The following is a 17,479-nucleotide window of genomic DNA, read 5'->3' on the forward strand; positions in this document are numbered from 1 at the left end:
ATATGTCCCTTGATAGGCGCGGCTGAGGTGCAGCGCGCAGCAGCATTATCGCGGATTGTTGAGCATGTCTTCCGCGAGATTGCGGTGGGCGCGTTCGATCCGCGAACCGCCACCAGCCGCGCGGCTGGCTGCGACATCGCGATCTTTCCGGCAAGCCGCATAGGCTGGCGAACCGGGCTCACCGCTGTTTGTGCGGCAATAAGCATCGTCATCCACCGTTGCGACAGGCTGGTTACGCTCGAACTGGGCGCACCCGGCCAGCAGCACGGCTGCAAGCACAAGGAAAATTGATCCGGTGTGTTTCATACGTGGATGCCAGTTTGCCACTATTCCGTCATGCCCGGGCTAGAGACCCCTACCATCCACGTCTTTGATCACAACAACCGGCAAAAGCAAGGCGGGATCACCGGGGCAAGCCCGGTGATGACGATTGTGATTACCTCACGCTCTGAGCCCACCTGCAAAAGTTCAAAACTCCGAGGAAACCGCGTCCTCGGCCTACCCGAGCTCGAGTTCGCCATCAACCGTGAATGAGAGGGCGACGCCGCCGACTGTGAGGACCATTTTGGCAGGCAGCTTTTCGCTGCCCTTGAGACGGCCAGATGCGACCGCATCGCGGACGGCCTTCTCGATCTCGCGTTGCGAGGTGACGCCGACCTGCTTCAGAAACTTTCGCACGCTGGTGTTGAAGACATCCTCGTTCATCGTTTCCTCCTAGGTTCGGTTGCTGAGCGCTGCCGTGATCTCGTCCAGCACGGCCGGGTCTTCGATGGTCGCGGGCATGGCCCACGGCTCATGGTCGGCAATCTTCTTGATCGTTCCGCGCAGGATCTTGCCCGAGCGCGTCTTCGGCAGCCGCGCCACGGTGATCGCGAGCTTGAACGCCGCCACCGGACCGATCTTGTCGCGCACCAGCGCGACGATCTCCTTCTCGATCTCAGCCACCGGCCGCGTCACGCCGGCCTTGAGCACGAGAAGACCGCAGGGCACCTCGCCCTTCACTGAATCCTTAATTCCAAGCACCGCGCATTCGGCGACATCGGGATGCGAGGCCAGCACCTCCTCCATGCCGCCGGTGGAGAGACGATGCCCCGCGACATTGATGATGTCGTCGGTGCGGCCCATCACGAAGATGTAACCATCCTCGTCCTTGTAGCCGGCATCGGAGGTTTTGTAATAGCCGGGAAACTCATTGAAATAGGCTTCCTTGCAGCGCTCGTCCTGCTTCCACAGTGTCGGCAGGTTGCCGGGCGGCAGCGGTAGCCTGATGACGATGGAGCCCATTGAATTCGGCGGCAGCGGCTTCGCCGCTTCGTCGACTACGTCGACCTGATAGCCCGGCATCGGCACCGTCGGCGAGCCGTGTTTCACCGGCAGCGCGCCGAGGCCGACCGGATTGCCGGCAATACACCAGCCGGTTTCCGTCTGCCACCAGTGATCGATCACCGGCACCTTCAACTGCTGCTCGGCCCATTCCACAGTCGGCGGATCGGCGCGCTCGCCGGCGAGAAACAACGTGCGGAATTTCGACAGGTCGTACTTGCGGATGAAGTCGCCGTTCGGGTCTTCCTTCTTGATGGCCCGGAACGCGGTCGGCGCCGTGAAGAACGCCACGGCGTTGTGCTGCGAGATCACGCGCCAGAACGCGCCGGCATCGGGCGTGCCGACAGGTTTGCCTTCGTACATGATCGAGGTCGCACCGTGAAACAGCGGGCCGTAGATGATGTAGCTGTGGCCGACCACCCAGCCGATATCTGAGCCGCACCACCACGTCTCGCCCGGCTTCACGCCATAGAGATTGAACATCGACCATTTCAGCGCCACCAGATGTCCGCCGTTGTCGCGCACCACGCCCTTGGGTTTTCCGGTCGTGCCCGAGGTGTAGAGGATGTAGAGTGGATCGGTTGCCAGCACCGGCACGCAGCCCGCGGATTTCTTCGCCTTGATGGCGGCGTCGCGCAGTTCGTTCCAGTCGTGATCGCGGCCTTTGACCAGATCGCAGGTCTGTTGTTGGCGTTGCAGGATGATGCAGGCCTGCGGCTTCACGCTGGAGAGATTGATCGCCTCATCGAGCAGCGGCTTGTACTTGACGATGCGGCCCGGCTCGAGGCCGCAGCTTGCGGACAGAATGAGTTTCGGCTCGGCATCCTCGATACGTGTCGCAAGCTCCTTGGCGGCGAACCCGCCGAACACCACGGAATGAATCGCGCCGATGCGCGCGCAGGCCAGCATCGCCACCATCGCCTGCGGCACCATCGGCATGTAGAGAATGACGCGGTCGCCCTTCACGACGCCGAAATCCTGCAGCACGGCAGCGAGCGTCTGCACTTCATGCAGCAATTCAGCGTAGGTGTATTTGGTGACCGTGTTGGTCAGCGGCGAGTCGTGAATCAGCGCGGTCTGGCTGGCGCGGCCGCCTGCGACGTGACGATCCAGTGCGTTGTAGCAGGTGTTCACCACGGCGCCGGCGAACCAGCGGCCATAGAGCCCCATCGAGGGATCGAAGACTTTCTTCGCCGACTCGATCCAGTCGATCTCGCGCGCCGCTTCGGCCCAGAATCCTTCCGGATCACGCAGCGAACGCGCGTGGACTTCGGCATAGCGGCTGTTGGATATGGCATTCATTTGCGATCACTCCCGGACGCGAATTGTAGCGGGCTTTTCCTATTTGTGGACACCAGCATTGTCACGGCTCGCGCCACAAGTTCAAGCAGCAACGGCTGCGACGCTGTGATGATACGCCCTGTCAGCCTGAGGTGCGAGGACCTGCGAGCCGCAAAGGATGACGGATCGACATCCAGCTATTTCTTCAGCGGCATCTGCGCCCCAGCGCGTTCGATCTCGCTGAAAAGACTCTTGCGGTTGATGCGCGCCGCCTCGAAATCCGGCTTGAGCCTGAGCGCCGCATCGAAATCCGACAGCGCCCGGCGGCGATCGCCTTTGGCGCGCCATGCCATTCCCCGGCCGTGAAGCGCTTCCGCTGAAGCCGGTTCAACCTTCAGCGCGGCATCGTAATCGGCGATGGCCAGGTCGAATTCACCCTTGATGTTGAAATCGTCACCACGCGCCAGCAGCGTCTTCACGTCCAGCGTGCACACGCTCATCGTTGTGACGCCCATGCCGACGGGCCTCCCGAAAATCGCGGACAACTCCTGACACTTGCCGTCGGTGCAGAGCCGCCGCTCACCGGCCACACCGGAATTGCCGAGCGCAACCTCCGGCACCACCGGCAATTTCGGTGTCCAGCGAAACCAGCCGTCCGCCAGCCGCGCGTCCGGCGGCGTGCCGGCGTTCGATCCCTTGACGCGGGCCTCGACGATTTCAAGCCCTTGCGGTGTGATCCGCCAGTCCTCCTGCCACTCGGTCTTCTCGACCGGATGGGTCCATGTCAGCATGAACGACGCCACCGCCAGCGACTTGACGACGCCCGCGGTGGCAAGACACAGGCTCACATCATCACCTCAAAAGCTCATTCAGGCTGTCACAGCAACTGCTGCCGGCTTCCTGCGCCATTGCCGGAGCACGGCATCTTTTTGAAATTTGCCGGAAATTGGACGGATGAGCGGGCGCGGTCAACCCGACAGACGCGAAAGCACCGGCCGCGAATGCGGCTCCGAACATAGACGTTCGTCTAGGGGAAGCGCGTTCTGCAAAATGCTTTGCTGCACTGCGATGAAGGCCACTTCATGCGATCGCAACACCACATTCTGAAGGTAAGGTCGCCATCAGGATGGCAGCCATCTGTCACCATCGCTCACATGGTCAAGGTGACCGGCTTGCTCTAGAACGCTGATAGCGTCGAAACATACGGCGCAACAAACAAGGCCCGTACAACAGACGGGTGGGATGGAGACTTAACAACGATGACCAAGCGACCGACTTCCTTACAACCTCATTTCGCATCGCGTATCACCCGCCGTTCCGTTCTCGCAGGCGGCGCCGCGGCACTGGCCGCAACGCCATTTCTGAGTCAGACCTCGAAGGCGGCCGCATGGCCCGATCGCCCGGTGAAATTCGTCGTGCCTTTCGCCGCCGGCGGCACCACCGACATTCTCGGACGGCTTGTCGCGCAAAAGCTTTCGGAAGAATACGGCCAGCAGTTCATCGTCGAGAACAAGACCGGCGCGGGCGGTAACATCGCCGCCGACTTCGTCGCGAAGTCCGACCCCGACGGATACACCTTCATCGTGGGCACGCCCGGCACCCACGCGATCAACAAGTTTGTTCAGAAGAACATGCCCTACGATCCGATCAAGGACATCCAGCCGGTCACCATCATCGCGCGCGTCCCGAACCTGATGTCGGTCAATCCGGATGTGGCAGCAAAGTCCGTCGCCGAATTTCTCGCGCTGGCGAAATCGAAGCCCGGCCAGTTGTTCTACGGCACACCGGGGCTCGGCACCACGGCGCATCTTTCGACCGAGCTTCTCAAGTCGATGACCGGCATCGACATCGTCCACGTTCCCTACAAGGGCAGCGCACCGGCCCTGACCGATCTGGTCGCGGGCCGCGTTCATGTCATGATCGACAATCTTCCGGCCGTTCTGCCGTTCGCCGAGAACAACAACGTGCGGTCGCTGGCGATCAGCACCGCCGAGCGCTGGCCGTTGCTGCCGAATATTCCGCCGATCGGCGAAACCGTGAAGGGCTATGACGCCGCCTCGTGGTTCACCGTTGCGGCGCCGGCGAAGGTGTCGAAGGACATCGTGATGAAACTCAACGCGAGCATCATCAAGTACATCAAATCGCCAGACGGGATCGAGCGTATCCGCAAACTCGGCGGCGAGCCGATCGGCAACACGCCTGAGGAAATGCAGGCATTCATCATCGCGGAAACCGAAAAGTGGGGCAAGGTCGCCGAATTCGCGAAAATCAAGCCTGAATAGTCGTTGTGTCTGGACGCCGTGGCGGAGTTTGATCCGCCGGCGTCCGGAACATTCCTGCCGGCAATGCTAGTGATCCGGTTCTGACATTCGTATCACATTTTCGCAGGCGCTTTTACGAATGTCAGAGCCAAAGGATCACTAGCATCATAATTTGCTAGTGTCCTTTCGTATCCGACGTTTGCACGGGAGGCGCCGCAAATTGAAGCAAACGTCGGATACGGGACACTGGCGTCGAGTTGATGTCGCAACCGAACCGCGCAGAAACTGTCAGGCATCCCCGGCTCATCTGGCCGGTTCTGGGCAGCGTTCTCCTTGTCGCGCTGATCGCGGCGGCAGCAATCCTGCTGTCCTATAAAATCGTACCGCCGCCCGACAACGCGCGTGTCGTCACCGACGAAGAGCGGCTGACCTATGCGAGCACGCCATGCGTGGTGTTCAACAAGCTGGATCGCGAACTGATCGCCAACCGCGCCGAGGTCAGCGATCCGTCGAAGCCGCTTCAGCTGTTTTCCTACGCCAGCGAGAAAACCATCGCCGACGTCAAGGCAGACACGAAATGGGTGCGCGACAAGGCCTGCGATTACATCATCGGCTTCGACCAGATCGTCACGGTCTGGATGCGCCTGATCGGATATCGCTCCCGCTGGACCGACGACGGGCAATGGCGCTGGTAGCAAATCTCTTTCCATCGCTCTCCGATTGGAACACATTCCTGCTTCGTATCGCGATTCAGCCATTCCGTTTTTCGAACCCTCTCAAAGGATTCCTGTGAGCACAACGACCGACAAGCCCGCCAAACGATCCCTGCTGTCGGCCGACGGGATCACCGCGCCGCTGCGGCATGCGGTGTTCCGGCGGATCTGGACGGCCAGCCTGCTCACCAATCTCGGCCTGATGATCAACGGCGTGGGCGCAGCCTGGTCGATGACCCAGATGACGTCGTCGGCGGGCATGGTGGCGCTGGTCCAGACCGCCCTGATGCTGCCGATCATGCTGCTGTCGCTGGCCGCGGGCGCCATCGCGGACATGTACGACCGGCGCGTCGTCGGCCTGATTGCATTGTCGCTCGGCCTCGTTGGCGGAGTGACGCTGGCGGTTCTCGCCTATCTCAACGCCCTCACGCCGAACAGCCTGCTGCTGTTCTGTTTCATGATCGGCAGCGGGATGGCGCTGTTCGGCCCGGCGTGGCAGGCCTCGGTCAGCGAACAGGTGCCCGCCGAGACACTGCCCTCGGCCGTCGCGCTCAACGGCATCAGCTACAACATTGCACGCAGCTTCGGCCCGGCGCTGGGCGGCATCATCGTGGCGGCGGCGGGCGCGGTGGCGGCCTTCGTCTGCAACGTGCTGCTGTATATTCCGCTGATCGTCGTGCTTTATCTCTGGCAGCGGTCGCTGGAGCCCTCGCGGCTGCCACCGGAGCGGTTGCGCCGCGCTGTCGTATCCGGCGTCCGCTACATCGTTCACTCGCCGCCGATCCGCATCGTGCTGTACCGGACACTGGTGACCGGTATCGCCGGGGGTTCAGTGCTGGCACTGTTGCCACTGGTGGCGCGCGACATCCTGCACGGCGGCGCCCAGACCTATGGCATCATGCTCGGCTGTTTCGGCATGGGCGGCGTGCTCGGCGCGCTCAATATCTCCAGCGTGCGCGCGCACCTGAGCGGCGAGTATGCCGTCCGGTTATGTGCGCTGACGATGGGCCTCGCGATCGGCGTGCTCGCGCTCAGCCACTGGCCGGCGCTGACCGGCGCAGCGCTGGTCGTGGCCGGCGCGTCCTGGATGATCGCGGTCACGCTGTTCAACATCGGGGTGCAGCTCTCGACGCCGCGCTGGGTCGCGGGCCGCGCGCTGGCGGCGTATCAGGCTGCGATTGCCGGCGGCGTCGCGATCGGAAGCTGGTTGTGGGGATATGTCGCCAACGGCGCCGGCGTGGACAAGGCGCTGCTGATTGCCGGGGCAGCCATGTTCGTCTCGCCGGTGCTGGCGATCTGGCTGCGCATGCCCTCGACCGAAGGCGCCAACAACGACGCGGTCGATGCGCTTGAAGAGCCGGAGGTGAACCTTTCCATCTCGCAGCGAAGCGGGCCGATCGTGGTCGAGATCGAATACCGCGTGAATCAGCAACAGGCCCGTGCATTCTACACAACGATGCTGCAGCTCCAGGCCATCCGCCAGCGCAATGGCGCCTATGACTGGTCGATCGCGCGCGACATCGCCGACCCCGAGCTATGGATCGAACGCTATCACTGCCCGACCTGGCTCGACTATCTGCGCCAGCGCAACCGCTCGACCCAATCCGAGCGTGAGGTGCAGCTCAAGGCCATCGGATTTCATCTGGGGCCGGAACCGATCAAGGTTCACCGCATGCTGGAGCGGCCTCTGGGATCAGTGCGCTGGAAGGACGAGACGCCGGATCGGACCAAGACGAGCGACGTACCGATCGAAACGCCAGCCAGCAGCGGCGTTTGAGCAGGACTGCTCTGAGATCATCATACAACAGGAGCGTTGATAGCGTCATTGCGAGCGTAAGCGAAGCAATCCAGAAGCAACAAGTAAGACTGGATTGCTTCGTCGCTCCGCTCCTCGCAATGACAAGTAGAGCGTCAGTCGTGCGACGAGAGCGATTGGCTTTCGTGCCAGCGGTTCGCGCGGTCGAACATGCGCCAGTGGATCGCCTCGGTCTCCGCGAATTTCTCCGGGCTCAACCACGGCTTCAGCGCCTTGAGTGTCTTCTCCCACTCGGCGCGGTCCGGCTTCGGAACATCGCCGAACAACTTCGACAACTCACTCGAAACGATACCTTTCGGCGAAACAATTTTGTTCATGATCGTCGTCCCGCACGCGAACGCCACAGTCACGCAAGCTTCACATTTGAAACGATCTCGTAGCGTGAAGCGAGAATGATTCGAAAGTGCCGATCAAACGCCTGTTGATAACTCGATTCGGTCAGCCTTACTGACGGAATGAGTCCGCGATGAGTCAAAGCGAATTTGAATGCGGTCCACAGTGTGATGCCGGTGCAAGTTTGGCATCATAGGAGCCATGACTAGGACGCGGGCGCTTTGTGCGGATATACCTCGCGGGCGAATTTCAGGAACAGGCGCAAGACGATGATTGATTTCACCGCATTGATGGCAAGTATCACCGCCGACGGCGAGACCAGTTCCGTCACAGCGACGGAGGACTGGCTTCAAGGCCGCACCATTTACGGCGGCCTGACCGCAGCCTTCTGCCTTGAAAGCGTGGCGCAGCACTTCGGCGACCTGCCGCCGCTGCGCTCCGCGCAATTCAGCTTCGTGGGACCGGCCGCCGGCACGGTGATGATCCGCCCCACCGAGTTGCGCAGGGGAAAGTCCACGGTGTTCGTCGGCGTCGACCTGTTCGGCGAAGCCGGTCTCGCGACGCGGGCCACGCTTTGTTACGGCACGGCCCGCGCGTCGGCCGTGGGATATGGCAGCCTGGCCGCGCCGGCGGTGCCGGAGCCAGAGACCTGTCCGCCGTTTTTCCGCAAGATCCCCGGACTGAATTTCATCCAGCATTTCGAAGGGCGTTTCGCCGGCGGCAGTCCGCCCTTCAGCCAGGGCCAGCATCCGAATTTTTCGATCTGGCTGCGTCATCAGGATCCCGCGAAGCCGGCATCGATCGCGGCGCTGGTGGCGCTCACCGACGCACCGCCCCCTGCGGCGCTCGTGTTGTTCGAGCGGCCGGGACCGATCAGCACCATGACCTGGGCGATCGACCTTCTGACCGACAGGATCGAGACCATTGACGGCTGGTGGCTTCTGCAAACCAAGGCCGAGAACGTCGTGGGCGGCTATTCCAGCCAGGCGACGACTCTGTGGAATGCTGATAGACAGCCGGTACTGGTCAGCAGGCAGAACGTGGCGGTGTTTATGTGAGATGGTTTCGATGGACGACGTCGTGCATGGCAACTGCCGCGATCGTAGCAACGCTATCGTCCGCAGCCCTCGCCCAGACACCGCAGCAGATCGCGGACTATCGCCGGAAACTTGCCGAATATACTGCCGTCCGCCAGCAGTTCGACGAGGCTGCCTCAACCTACTGGACGGCGATTGGCGACAAGCGGCGCGCACGTAACGCCAAGCGCCGCAACAACGAGACCATCGTCGCCGAGGACTACGTCCTGACCCAGCCGCCGGTCTATACCGGTCCGCCGAAGCCGGTCGATCCCTCGCCGCCGGAGAAACCGCCGAAACCCCGCGCGCCATTACCGGTGGTGGCCGATTTCCTGGCCAATGCGCAGGAGCACTTCCATTTCAACCCGCGCAAGCCCGCCACCGAGATCGACTACAAGCGTGCTTACGCGAAAGTTGCATCGGATTATGGCCTGACCAGAGATCAAGCGGTTCGGATCTACAGCTTCGAATCCGGCGGCAATGGAAAATACGATGTGCAGGCCGGGCTTGAAGGTAACCGCCCCGGCGCCCGCGCGATCTCCACCGCGCTCGGCTACAACCAGCTCCTGACCACCAACACCATCAGCCTTCTGGCCGAACATGGCGGCATCATTCTCAAAGCGTTGGGCGACAAGACCCACCAGGCCAGCGGCGCGCAGAAGGCCGAGCTGCAGCGGAAGACAGCCATCGTCCAGCAGATGGTCGCGTTCTGCAAGTCCGTGCCCAATCAATGGAGCGCGCATGAAAAGCTCGGCGTCACCCCGCGCGGCATCGCGGTTCACGCCCTCAATCTCGACATCGATGTCGGGCCGCTGCTGCAGACACTGAAGCTGATGGACTCGGTGAACTTCGCCAAACGTAAGGGCTACACCGCGCCGCTGACCGCCGCCGAACTGGAGATGATGAACCTGACCGGCGATGGCAACGGGTTCGATATGGTGTCGATGCCGCAGGCGATGCGCGCCGTGGTGCCGACATCGAACTTCTTCCAGCGCAACGGCTATGAGCGCAATCCGGTGGCGATCCGCAACAATGTCGTCTCGAAGCTGCTGGCGGCGACAGATGCCCGGATGGACAACCAGATCAATCTTCAGGGCGCGAAGGATCTGGCTAGCGCGTTCTAGTGCGCGACTGACCGGATCGCGCCAATTCATACGAAATTTATCGCCGGGAGCCAGCGTTCGCTTCAGCCAACTCCAGACCGCCGGTATAGTCAGGATAAACGGGGCCTGATCGTCCGAGAGTCCGCTTGGTTAAGCGGCGACTTGCCCAACAGAACGAGACTCTCTGGGATAGCCCTTTCGCGAAGATGTCAGTCCGAATGTCCGCGGTGCGCCACAAGAAGACTTCGCTTGAAGCGTCATCTTCAGGTGTTTACCGCAGGTCGCAGCTTTGGCGGCCGCCGCGCATTAAGAGCGCGGTCAGTATGAGATGAAAGACGACCGCCGGCCACAGAAAGACGCCACTCAAGCCACCTGCGAAACCGAGGTAAGCCAAATACAGGGTGACGGCTCCGCTGTAGATCAACATGCCCGGGAGTGGCGGCCACCCTGGCCAACAGGCGACCCCCAAGGCAATCAGCGCAATGCCGGCGACACGCGCGACCGGCGTTGCGACACCGGAAAGCTGCTCGCCCAGCAACAACTGGCCAACCAGCGACGGGGCGATCAACAGCGCCAGTCCCGTTGCAGCTTCGCTGACGGCAGCGAACGCCAGTACGCCTTTCATTTCTTCCCAACCTTCGCGGATGGCTTTTGAGACTTCGACTCTTCAATGGGGTCCGGCTCCGGCGCAGGTATAGGCCCGAGTTCTGCCTTGGCTTGCGCCGGATCCTTCAGCTCTGGTCCGAGCTTGAACGTCAGCTTGTTGATCTTGCCCGTGAACTTGAACGGAGGATCGTAGCGATACTCGAGCATCGCGACACCGGTGCGGGTGTCCTGGCCGACGTCGAAGGTCTCGTCCTCCGGGAAGGTGACGGGCGTACCGTGTTCTATGGATTTCCGGTCTACTTCCTTGCCATCCACTGAAAGAACACCCGTACCGCCCTTGCCCAATCCCGGCCCATCCGGCTTGAAGTCGAAGACGATGGTGTGCTTGCCCGCGCTCAACTCCGGTCCCGACCAGACCGTGCGCTTGAGGTTGAGCAGGTTGTAGAGGAACACGGGCTTACCCCGCCGAAGGCCCGCCACACCCTTACTCAGAAACAGCCCGTAGCCACCGAAACGTCCGCCTTCGGTGACGATCATCCCTTCAGCGCCACCCTTGGGAATCTCGACCTCGGCGGTGATGGTATAGGACTTGTTGAGAATGCTCGGCGCAGCGCTAGCCGGCACACCGGTCAGTTCGCCCGAATAGTTGAACACTATCTGCCCTGCCGTCAGGCTTGGGCGCGGCGTATTCCAACGCGCGAGCGTCGTGTTATCGAGCGGCAGCACGTTGTACTTCTTCGCCTCGATATCGAAGACGGCTTGCAGCTCCTTGACCTTCTCCGGCATCTGGGTGGCCAGATCATTGAACTGGGTGGGGTCCTCCTCGACGTTATAGAGCTCCCACTTGTATCCCGTGATCACATCCGGTGGGGGCGCACTACTTAGCTCCCATGGAAGCGTGATCGGCGTCGTGGCCGCAACCCATCCATCGTGATAGATGGAGCGATTACCGAGCATCTCGAAATACTGGGTCGTGTGCGTCGTCTTGGCATTGGCGTTCGCCTTCTCCCATGTATACGCCATGCTCACCCCTTCCATGGGGCTCTGTTTGATACCATCGATCGTGTCAGGTTGCGAAATGCCGGTCGCTTCGAGGATGGTCGGGGCAATATCGATGACGTGGTGGAATTGGCGACGGATACCTCCGACATCGTTGATATGGCTAGGCCAGCACATGACGACGCCTTGGGCAGTCCCGCCAAAATGCGACGGCACCTGCTTAACCCACTTGAATGGAGTGTCCATCGCCCACGCCCACGGCGCGGCAAAATGCGGGAAAGTCTTGTCCGAGTGACCTGACGGATATTTTGGACCAGCTGGATAGAGACTACTGCATCGCTGCGCTCCGATCCAGATGCTGCAGTGTCGGCGCCGATGTTTGCGGTGCCGGCGGCCGGTAGCTCAGAGATGAGTGCGGTCGGATCGTGTTGAAGTGCTTGCGCCATTGCTCGATGACGACGGTAGCCTCCTTTAGGCTGTAAAAGATTTCACCGTTCAGGCATTCGTCGCGCAGTTTGCCGTTGAAGGACTCGCAGTAGCCGTTTTCCCATGGGCTGCCGGGCGCAATGTAGAGCGTCTTTGCTCCGAGCTTTCCGAACCAGCTGCGCACGATCTTGGCCGTCATCTCCGCGCCGTTGTCCGACCGGATGTGCTCAGGGACGCCTTTAGCAAGCATCACATCGGCCATGGTGTCGATGACGCCGAAGCTGTTGATGCGACGTGCAACCCTGATCGCCAGGCATTCCCTGGTAAACTCGTCGATCAGCGTCATGAGCCGGAGCTTACGGCCATCATGGGTCTGCGCCTCGACGAAGTCGTAGCTCCAGACATGGTTACGATGCTGCGGCCGCAAACGGATGCAGGATCCGTCGTTGAGCCACAGCCGGCCGCGCGGTCGCTGTTTGCTGGGTACTTTTAGCCCCTCACGGCGCCAGATCCGCTGGACCCGATCACACCCGACCTGCCAGCCGGCATCGACCAGCAGCGACGTGATCCGACGATAGCCATATCGCCCATATTGGGACGCAAGAGAGATAATCGCTCTCGTCAACGCATCCTCATCAGATCGAACGATGGTGGTGTATCGCTGTGTTCCGCGGTGCTGGCCGACGATCCGGCAGGCTTGGCGTTCCGAGAGACCATACTTCCCTCGAATGCCCTCCACCGCCTGCCGTCGCCGCTCAGGGCTTATAAGTTTCCCGAGGCAACGTCCTTGAGCACCTGCTTCTCAAGCGACAGATCGGCGACGAGACGCTTGAGGCGGACATTCTCCCGCTCCAGATCCTTCATCCGCTTCGCCTGATCGAGCTCAAGGCCACCGTATTCCTTCCGCCAGCGATAATAACTCTGCTGCGAAATTCCGGCTTCCCGACAGGCCACCGGCGCTGCCTTGCCCTGCGACATCAATACTTCAATCTGGCGCAGCAGCACCACGATCTGCTCCGCATTAAACCTCTTCTTCGGCATGACCAAAGCTCCTTTCCAAGCTCAGTTTCTCACAAAGCTTGGTCCAAAAAAGCCCGGTCAGGTCACGAGCCCCAGAACGGGTACCAGAGATACTGAGCCTTCACGGGCACCGGGACACCATTGAAGGTCGTGAACTCGTTGGGCGTACCGTTAATCATGCCTTCGGCACTCGCGCCGTTGTCACCGCCGATGTAGATGATCAAGGTGTTGTTAAGCTCTCCGAGATCTTCGACGGCTTGAATGACACGGCCGATCTCATCGTCGGTGTAGGCGAGGTAGGCGCCATAGACATCTGCCTGCTTGATGAAGAGCATCTTCTCCAACTCGCCGACAGTATCCCATTGCGGCAATTCCTTCGGCCACGGCGTCAGCTTGGCGTGGTCGGGCATGATGCCCAATCGCTTCTGGTTGGCAAAGATCGTCTCCCGCAGCTTGTTCCAGCCCTGGTCGAACAGGTGCATGTCGCTGATCTTCTTGATCCACTCCGGCGTCGGATGATGCGGCGCGTGGGTGCCGCCGGGGACGTAATAGACGAAGAACGGCTTGTCGGGCGCGATCGCCTTGAGCTGTTTCATGTGCTGGATGGCCTCGTCGGCCATCGCGGTCGTCAGGTTCCAGTTGGGATTGTCCTGGAATGGATAAATTGCTGTGGTGTTGCGAAACAGGTTCGGCTGCCACTGGCTAGCATCGCCGCCAACAAAACCATAAAAATACTCGAAGCCCATGCCATTGGGCCATTGATTGAATGGCCCGGCCTGGCTCGATTGATATGAAGGCGTGTTGTGGTTCTTGCCGAACCACGAGGTGGCATACCCGTTCGCCTTCAGGATGGTGCCGATGGTGCCCTTCTCGATCGGAATGATCGAGTCGTAACCTGGGAATCCCGTCGATATTTCGCCGACCACTCCGAAGCCGACAGAGTGATGATTGCGGCCGGTGATGAGCGCCGCCCGCGTCGGTGAGCACAGTGAGGTGGAATGAAAATTGGTGTAGCGCAGGCCCTGAGCAGCGATGCGATCCATTGCGGGTGTGGGGACAACACCGCCGAAGGTGCTCGGTGCTCCGAAACCCTGGTCGTCAGTCATAATGAGCAACACATTGGGCGCGCCCTTCGGCGGCACGACACGCGGTGCCCACCAAGCCGTCGACTCCGAAGCCTTCTCCTTGATCATCCCGCCGAATGCCGGAGGGGGCAGTGGAAGCTGCCTCCCGTCGATGGTGATGGTGGCGCCGGGCGAGCCTAGAACACCCGTGACCTGCTGCGCTAATGCTGAGACACAACTCAGGGCGAAAAGACTGGCTCCTGCGAGCAAATTGCGACTGAGTTTCATTGAATGCCTCCGACCTTAAAAAAAAGCCTGACTGCACCCAGCTTGCCTACAATGGCTTGGATCGAAAGCGTACACCGAGGAGGCGACCAGCGCCAGTTCCGTGCCGGTTAGAAACGTCGATGTCCGATGTGGGTCAGAATGAGAAGACCATCGACCTGATCGCAACGTCAACTATCTGAATAAAAGCGAAAAATTCTCTTCTCCGTACATCATATCGCCGGCGTAAGCGTTACTGCCCTATGCTCTGGAACCAGCGTCGCGGGCCCGCTTGTGGCAGGCTTCGATACTACACCCCATCCAGAACAATAATGGTCGGCTTCTTCGGCAGCGTGTCGCGCGAAATCGAGAACGACCGCTCGGGGCGGATGTCCATTTCGAACTGTCCGTTCATCTGCGCGAGAAAATCGCTCAGCGGGGTCGCGAACCGGTGCATCGGCAGCACGATGGAGGAGCGCAGCCGGCGTGTGATCTCCGACATGCCACCGAGCGACAGCGTGAAAGTGCCGTCGATCGGCACCATGACGATATCGAGGCGGCCGATCGCGGCGTAATGCGTCTCATCCAGCGGATGATGCAGGTGGCCGAGGTGGCCGATGCACAGGCCAGCCACTTCGAAAATGAAAATCGAGTTGCCGTCCTTCTGCAGGGCTTCGGAGTCGAAACGGTAAGCGCGGATGTCAGTCGTGACATTCCGGATCAGCACATCACCGATCACTATGGCATGACGCGCCGGCTGACCGTCCTCGCCCCAGCCGCGCAGCACATGGGCGATGCGCGGATCGGGGCTGAGTGTGTAATGCGTCGAATGGGCCCGGTTCATGGTCACGACATTGGGCGACTTGCCGGCGGTGTAAGCGCCGCTGAAATCGGTGGCGATGGTGACGTTGCGAGGCGTTTCTAGGATGTAGGTCGAGTGGCCCGCATAGGTGATCGTCACCTCGTTCGTTTCCGCCGCCGCGCGCGACAGGCTGGCGAACATGACGCGCGGAAGTGACTGAGCGATCGCAAGACATTCGCTCGGCGGCGGCTTGTCCCGGGCTGCGCCGGGCGCTTGCCACAGAATGACACCGATCGCCGCGAGGACAGAAGCAATGGTGAGGCGCAATCGAGGCATCGAAGGCTCCACAGAAGGACAAGCAGGCGTGTCCGCTGACGCAAGATTGTCTCAGGGTCAGGCCGCTGCGGCAATGGCTAGCTCAGCAAGCAGAGGATGTTTCGGAGCAAATGGAGGGCACGGTTTAGTGCCCCCTTGGTGACGCAACTCTGCTCATCCCTACCAAGGAGCACGTTCGTGCTTTAAGAGTTTCATCAAGGAAACACCCAGCCGACACCGGGCGTATGAACCATTGCGATGCTTCGCGCATGGTTCTCACCATCTGCCCAGATACGATACAGCTCGCCCGCGAGGGCGGTGCCTGACGATGGGAGCTATGGGGAGCGTCTTTGCCGCGCGGCCGAGGTGCGGCGGGACAGCCAAGGCTATGAGGTCAAGATTGACATATCTCGTCGATTTTCTCGCTCCGGGCCCCGGAGGAGGAGTGCAACAACCCGACCGGAGGCGCAGTTTTGTGCTACACGCCTGAGGCGGGCATCATCTGCTTTGTTCCGCCTCCCGAAAGCCAGGATTCCCCGGAGCACGGCATGACTCTCGCAACTGATGTCGATCTGCTTCTTCAGGAACTCGGCGTTCCGCGCAATCTCTACTCCCAAGGCTCACGCACTGTGCGCTCGCCGCTCACCGGCGAGACGATTGCCAACGTGCAGGATGCAACCGCCAGCAGCGCGACCGAAGCGATCGCCCGGGCGCAAGAAGCGTTCCTTGCATGGAGGACGATTCCTGCGCCGCAGCGCGGTGAACTCGTTCGCGTTCTTGGCAACGAACTGCGCAGCGCCAAGATCGCGCTTGGACGCCTGGTCACCATCGAAGCCGGAAAGATCCTGTCGGAAGGACAGGGCGAGGTTCAGGAGATGATCGACATCTGCGATTTCGCAGTCGGTCTCTCCCGCCAGCTCTACGGCCTCACCATCGCGAGCGAACGGCCCAACCACCGGATGATGGAGCAGTGGCATCCGCTTGGTCCCGTTGGGGTGATCACCTCCTTCAATTTCCCTGTTGCGGTCTGGTCGTGGAACGCCGCCCTCGCCCTCGTCTGCGGCAACCCGGTGATCTGGAAGCCATCGGAAAGGACGCCGCTGACGGCGCTCGCCGTTCAGGCCCTGTTCGAGCGCGCGGCAGCGAAAATCAATGGCATACCGGCCGGCCTCTCGACGGTGCTGATCGGCGGGCGAGATGTCGGCGAGCTGCTGGTCGATGATCCGCGCGTTCCGCTGGTCTCGGCAACCGGGTCCACAGCCATGGGGCGAATGGTCGGTCCGCGCCTGGCGCAACGTTTTGCCCGGAGCATTCTGGAGCTTGGCGGCAATAACGCCTCGATCGTGTGCCCGTCGTCGAACCTTGATCTTGCCGTTCGCGCCATCGCCTTCGCCGCCATCGGCACGGCCGGCCAGCGCTGTACATCGCTTCGCAGACTGTTCGTTCATCACAGTGTTTATGATGCATTCGTCAGAAGGCTGAAGCAGGTCTATGCGTCGGTCCGGATCGGCAATCCTATGGTGAAGGATGACGTGCTCGTTGGCCCGCTGATCGACGAGACCGCCTTTTTGAAAATGCAGGAGGCGCTGGCGGAAGCGCGGACATTCGGCGGACAGGTTTTTGGCGGCGAGCGCGTCGATGCAGACCAATACCCCGCAGCGCATTATGTAGCACCTGCCCTCGCCGAAATGCCGGCGCAGACCGGGCCGGTGCAGCGCGAGACGTTCGCGCCGATTCTCTACGTCATGAAATATTCGGAGTTCGACGAAGCGCTGGCGCTGCACAACGACGTGCCGCAAGGGCTGTCATCCTCGATCTTCTCAACCGACATGCACGAGGTGGAGAAGTTTCTTTCGGTCAGCGGCTCCGACTGCGGCATCGCCAATATCAACATCGGCCCGTCCGGCGCAGAGATCGGCGGCGCATTCGGCGGAGAAAAGGAAACCGGCGGCGGACGCGAGGCAGGTTCAGATGCATGGAAGGCCTATATGCGCCGGGTTACCAGCACCATCAACTTCGGCCACGATCTTCCGCTCGCCCAGGGCGTGCGATTCGACATCGACTGATTGCGGGTGGG

General features: G+C 61.1%; 14 protein-coding genes and 2 pseudogenes. 6 read left to right on the top strand and 10 right to left on the bottom strand.

The window, feature by feature from the left end:
- Positions 1–45 precede the first annotated feature (45 nt).
- The 4 genes from BN32_RS26560 to BN32_RS24695 all read right to left on the bottom strand — a co-directional run bounded on the left by BN32_RS26560 (position 46) and on the right by BN32_RS24695 (position 3,452).
- Positions 46–306 carry a hypothetical protein gene (locus BN32_RS26560; protein WP_082757490.1) on the bottom strand — a complete coding sequence of 87 codons (261 nt, stop codon included), beginning with the start codon at positions 304–306 and terminating at the stop codon, positions 46–48.
- Positions 307–498: 192 nt separating this feature from the next.
- Positions 499–705: a DUF6494 family protein gene (locus BN32_RS24685; RefSeq protein ID WP_019199778.1), complete on the bottom strand. Its 207-nt coding sequence runs from the start codon at positions 703–705 to the stop codon at positions 499–501.
- A 9-nt stretch (positions 706–714) separates the two neighbouring features.
- The gene (locus tag BN32_RS24690) at positions 715–2,625 is read right to left on the bottom strand and encodes a propionyl-CoA synthetase (RefSeq protein WP_019199777.1); all 1,911 of its coding nucleotides are present in this window, start codon (positions 2,623–2,625) and stop codon (positions 715–717) included.
- A gap of 176 nt (positions 2,626–2,801) precedes the next feature.
- Positions 2,802–3,452 (bottom strand): DUF1850 domain-containing protein, encoded by a 651-nt coding sequence (locus BN32_RS24695; RefSeq protein ID WP_019199776.1) that lies wholly within the window; start codon positions 3,450–3,452, stop codon positions 2,802–2,804.
- Positions 3,453–3,863: 411 nt separating this feature from the next.
- Here BN32_RS24695 and BN32_RS24700 point away from each other — a divergent pair, with 411 nt between their 5' ends.
- The 3 genes from BN32_RS24700 (at position 3,864) to BN32_RS24710 (ending at position 7,355) form a co-directional block, all read left to right on the top strand.
- Positions 3,864–4,886, top strand: a complete 1,023-nt coding sequence (locus tag BN32_RS24700; RefSeq protein ID WP_019199775.1) for a Bug family tripartite tricarboxylate transporter substrate binding protein — start codon at positions 3,864–3,866, stop codon at positions 4,884–4,886.
- 239 nt (positions 4,887–5,125) lie between these two features.
- On the top strand, positions 5,126–5,560 hold the full coding sequence (locus BN32_RS24705; protein WP_019199774.1) for a hypothetical protein: 435 nt from the start codon (positions 5,126–5,128) through the stop codon (positions 5,558–5,560).
- A gap of 94 nt (positions 5,561–5,654) precedes the next feature.
- Positions 5,655–7,355, top strand: a complete 1,701-nt coding sequence (locus tag BN32_RS24710) for an MFS transporter (RefSeq protein WP_019199772.1) — start codon at positions 5,655–5,657, stop codon at positions 7,353–7,355.
- A 134-nt stretch (positions 7,356–7,489) separates the two neighbouring features.
- Here BN32_RS24710 and BN32_RS24715 read toward each other — a convergent pair whose 3' ends face one another.
- Entirely contained in the window at positions 7,490–7,711 is a 222-nt protein-coding gene (locus tag BN32_RS24715; RefSeq protein WP_082757492.1) for a hypothetical protein, read from the bottom strand.
- A 285-nt stretch (positions 7,712–7,996) separates the two neighbouring features.
- Between BN32_RS24715 and BN32_RS24720 the strand changes: the two genes are divergently transcribed.
- Together BN32_RS24720 and BN32_RS24725 are read left to right on the top strand one after the other, a co-directional pair.
- Positions 7,997–8,785: a thioesterase family protein gene (locus BN32_RS24720; protein WP_019199770.1), complete on the top strand. Its 789-nt coding sequence runs from the start codon at positions 7,997–7,999 to the stop codon at positions 8,783–8,785.
- 26 nt (positions 8,786–8,811) lie between these two features.
- Positions 8,812–9,927, top strand: a complete 1,116-nt coding sequence (locus BN32_RS24725; protein ID WP_019199769.1) for a hypothetical protein — start codon at positions 8,812–8,814, stop codon at positions 9,925–9,927.
- A 250-nt stretch (positions 9,928–10,177) separates the two neighbouring features.
- Here BN32_RS24725 and BN32_RS24730 read toward each other — a convergent pair whose 3' ends face one another.
- From BN32_RS24730 to BN32_RS24755, 5 genes and pseudogenes are all read right to left on the bottom strand, one after another.
- Positions 10,178–10,531, bottom strand: a complete 354-nt coding sequence (locus BN32_RS24730; protein ID WP_019199768.1) for a Sec62 family protein translocation protein — start codon at positions 10,529–10,531, stop codon at positions 10,178–10,180.
- Positions 10,528–11,802: pseudogene (locus tag BN32_RS24735) on the bottom strand (alkaline phosphatase family protein); the annotation flags it as partial. The gene BN32_RS24730 and the pseudogene BN32_RS24735, both read right to left, overlap by 4 nt.
- A 37-nt stretch (positions 11,803–11,839) precedes the next feature.
- Positions 11,840–12,978, bottom strand: a protein-coding gene (locus BN32_RS24740; RefSeq protein WP_156946987.1) for an IS3 family transposase whose coding sequence is annotated in 2 segments (ribosomal slippage) — positions 11,840–12,714 and positions 12,714–12,978 — 1,140 coding nt in all. Because the reading frame shifts where the segments join, the coding sequence is not laid out codon by codon here.
- A gap of 65 nt (positions 12,979–13,043) precedes the next feature.
- Positions 13,044–14,309: pseudogene (locus BN32_RS24750) on the bottom strand (sulfatase-like hydrolase/transferase); the annotation flags it as partial.
- Positions 14,310–14,595: 286 nt separating this feature from the next.
- Positions 14,596–15,423 carry an MBL fold metallo-hydrolase gene (locus BN32_RS24755; protein WP_040427600.1) on the bottom strand — a complete coding sequence of 276 codons (828 nt, stop codon included), beginning with the start codon at positions 15,421–15,423 and terminating at the stop codon, positions 14,596–14,598.
- Positions 15,424–15,950: 527 nt separating this feature from the next.
- Between BN32_RS24755 and amaB the strand changes: the two genes are divergently transcribed.
- Positions 15,951–17,468: an L-piperidine-6-carboxylate dehydrogenase gene (gene amaB, locus BN32_RS24760; RefSeq protein ID WP_019199764.1), complete on the top strand. Its 1,518-nt coding sequence runs from the start codon at positions 15,951–15,953 to the stop codon at positions 17,466–17,468.
- The last annotated feature ends 11 nt before the right edge of the window (positions 17,469–17,479 follow it).

Origin of the sequence: Afipia birgiae 34632 (assembly GCF_000308295.2) — a bacterium.
In the GTDB taxonomy this organism is placed as follows: domain Bacteria; phylum Pseudomonadota; class Alphaproteobacteria; order Rhizobiales; family Xanthobacteraceae; genus Afipia; species Afipia birgiae.

Bases quoted from the DNA above. Each gene is read 5' to 3' on its own strand.
- BN32_RS26560 (WP_082757490.1), bottom strand. From the start codon at position 306: ATGAAACACACCGGATCAATTTTCCTTGTGCTTGCAGCCGTGCTGCTG.
- BN32_RS24685 (WP_019199778.1), bottom strand. From the start codon at position 705: ATGAACGAGGATGTCTTCAACACCAGCGTGCGAAAGTTTCTGAAGCAG.
- BN32_RS24690 (WP_019199777.1), bottom strand. From the start codon at position 2,625: ATGAATGCCATATCCAACAGCCGCTATGCCGAAGTCCACGCGCGTTCG.
- BN32_RS24700 (WP_019199775.1), top strand. From the start codon at position 3,864: ATGACCAAGCGACCGACTTCCTTACAACCTCATTTCGCATCGCGTATC.
- BN32_RS24705 (WP_019199774.1), top strand. From the start codon at position 5,126: ATGTCGCAACCGAACCGCGCAGAAACTGTCAGGCATCCCCGGCTCATC.
- BN32_RS24715 (WP_082757492.1), bottom strand. From the start codon at position 7,711: ATGAACAAAATTGTTTCGCCGAAAGGTATCGTTTCGAGTGAGTTGTCG.
- BN32_RS24720 (WP_019199770.1), top strand. From the start codon at position 7,997: ATGATTGATTTCACCGCATTGATGGCAAGTATCACCGCCGACGGCGAG.
- BN32_RS24725 (WP_019199769.1), top strand. From the start codon at position 8,812: ATGGCAACTGCCGCGATCGTAGCAACGCTATCGTCCGCAGCCCTCGCC.
- BN32_RS24730 (WP_019199768.1), bottom strand. From the start codon at position 10,531: ATGAAAGGCGTACTGGCGTTCGCTGCCGTCAGCGAAGCTGCAACGGGA.
- BN32_RS24755 (WP_040427600.1), bottom strand. From the start codon at position 15,423: ATGCCTCGATTGCGCCTCACCATTGCTTCTGTCCTCGCGGCGATCGGT.
- amaB (WP_019199764.1), top strand. From the start codon at position 15,951: ATGACTCTCGCAACTGATGTCGATCTGCTTCTTCAGGAACTCGGCGTT.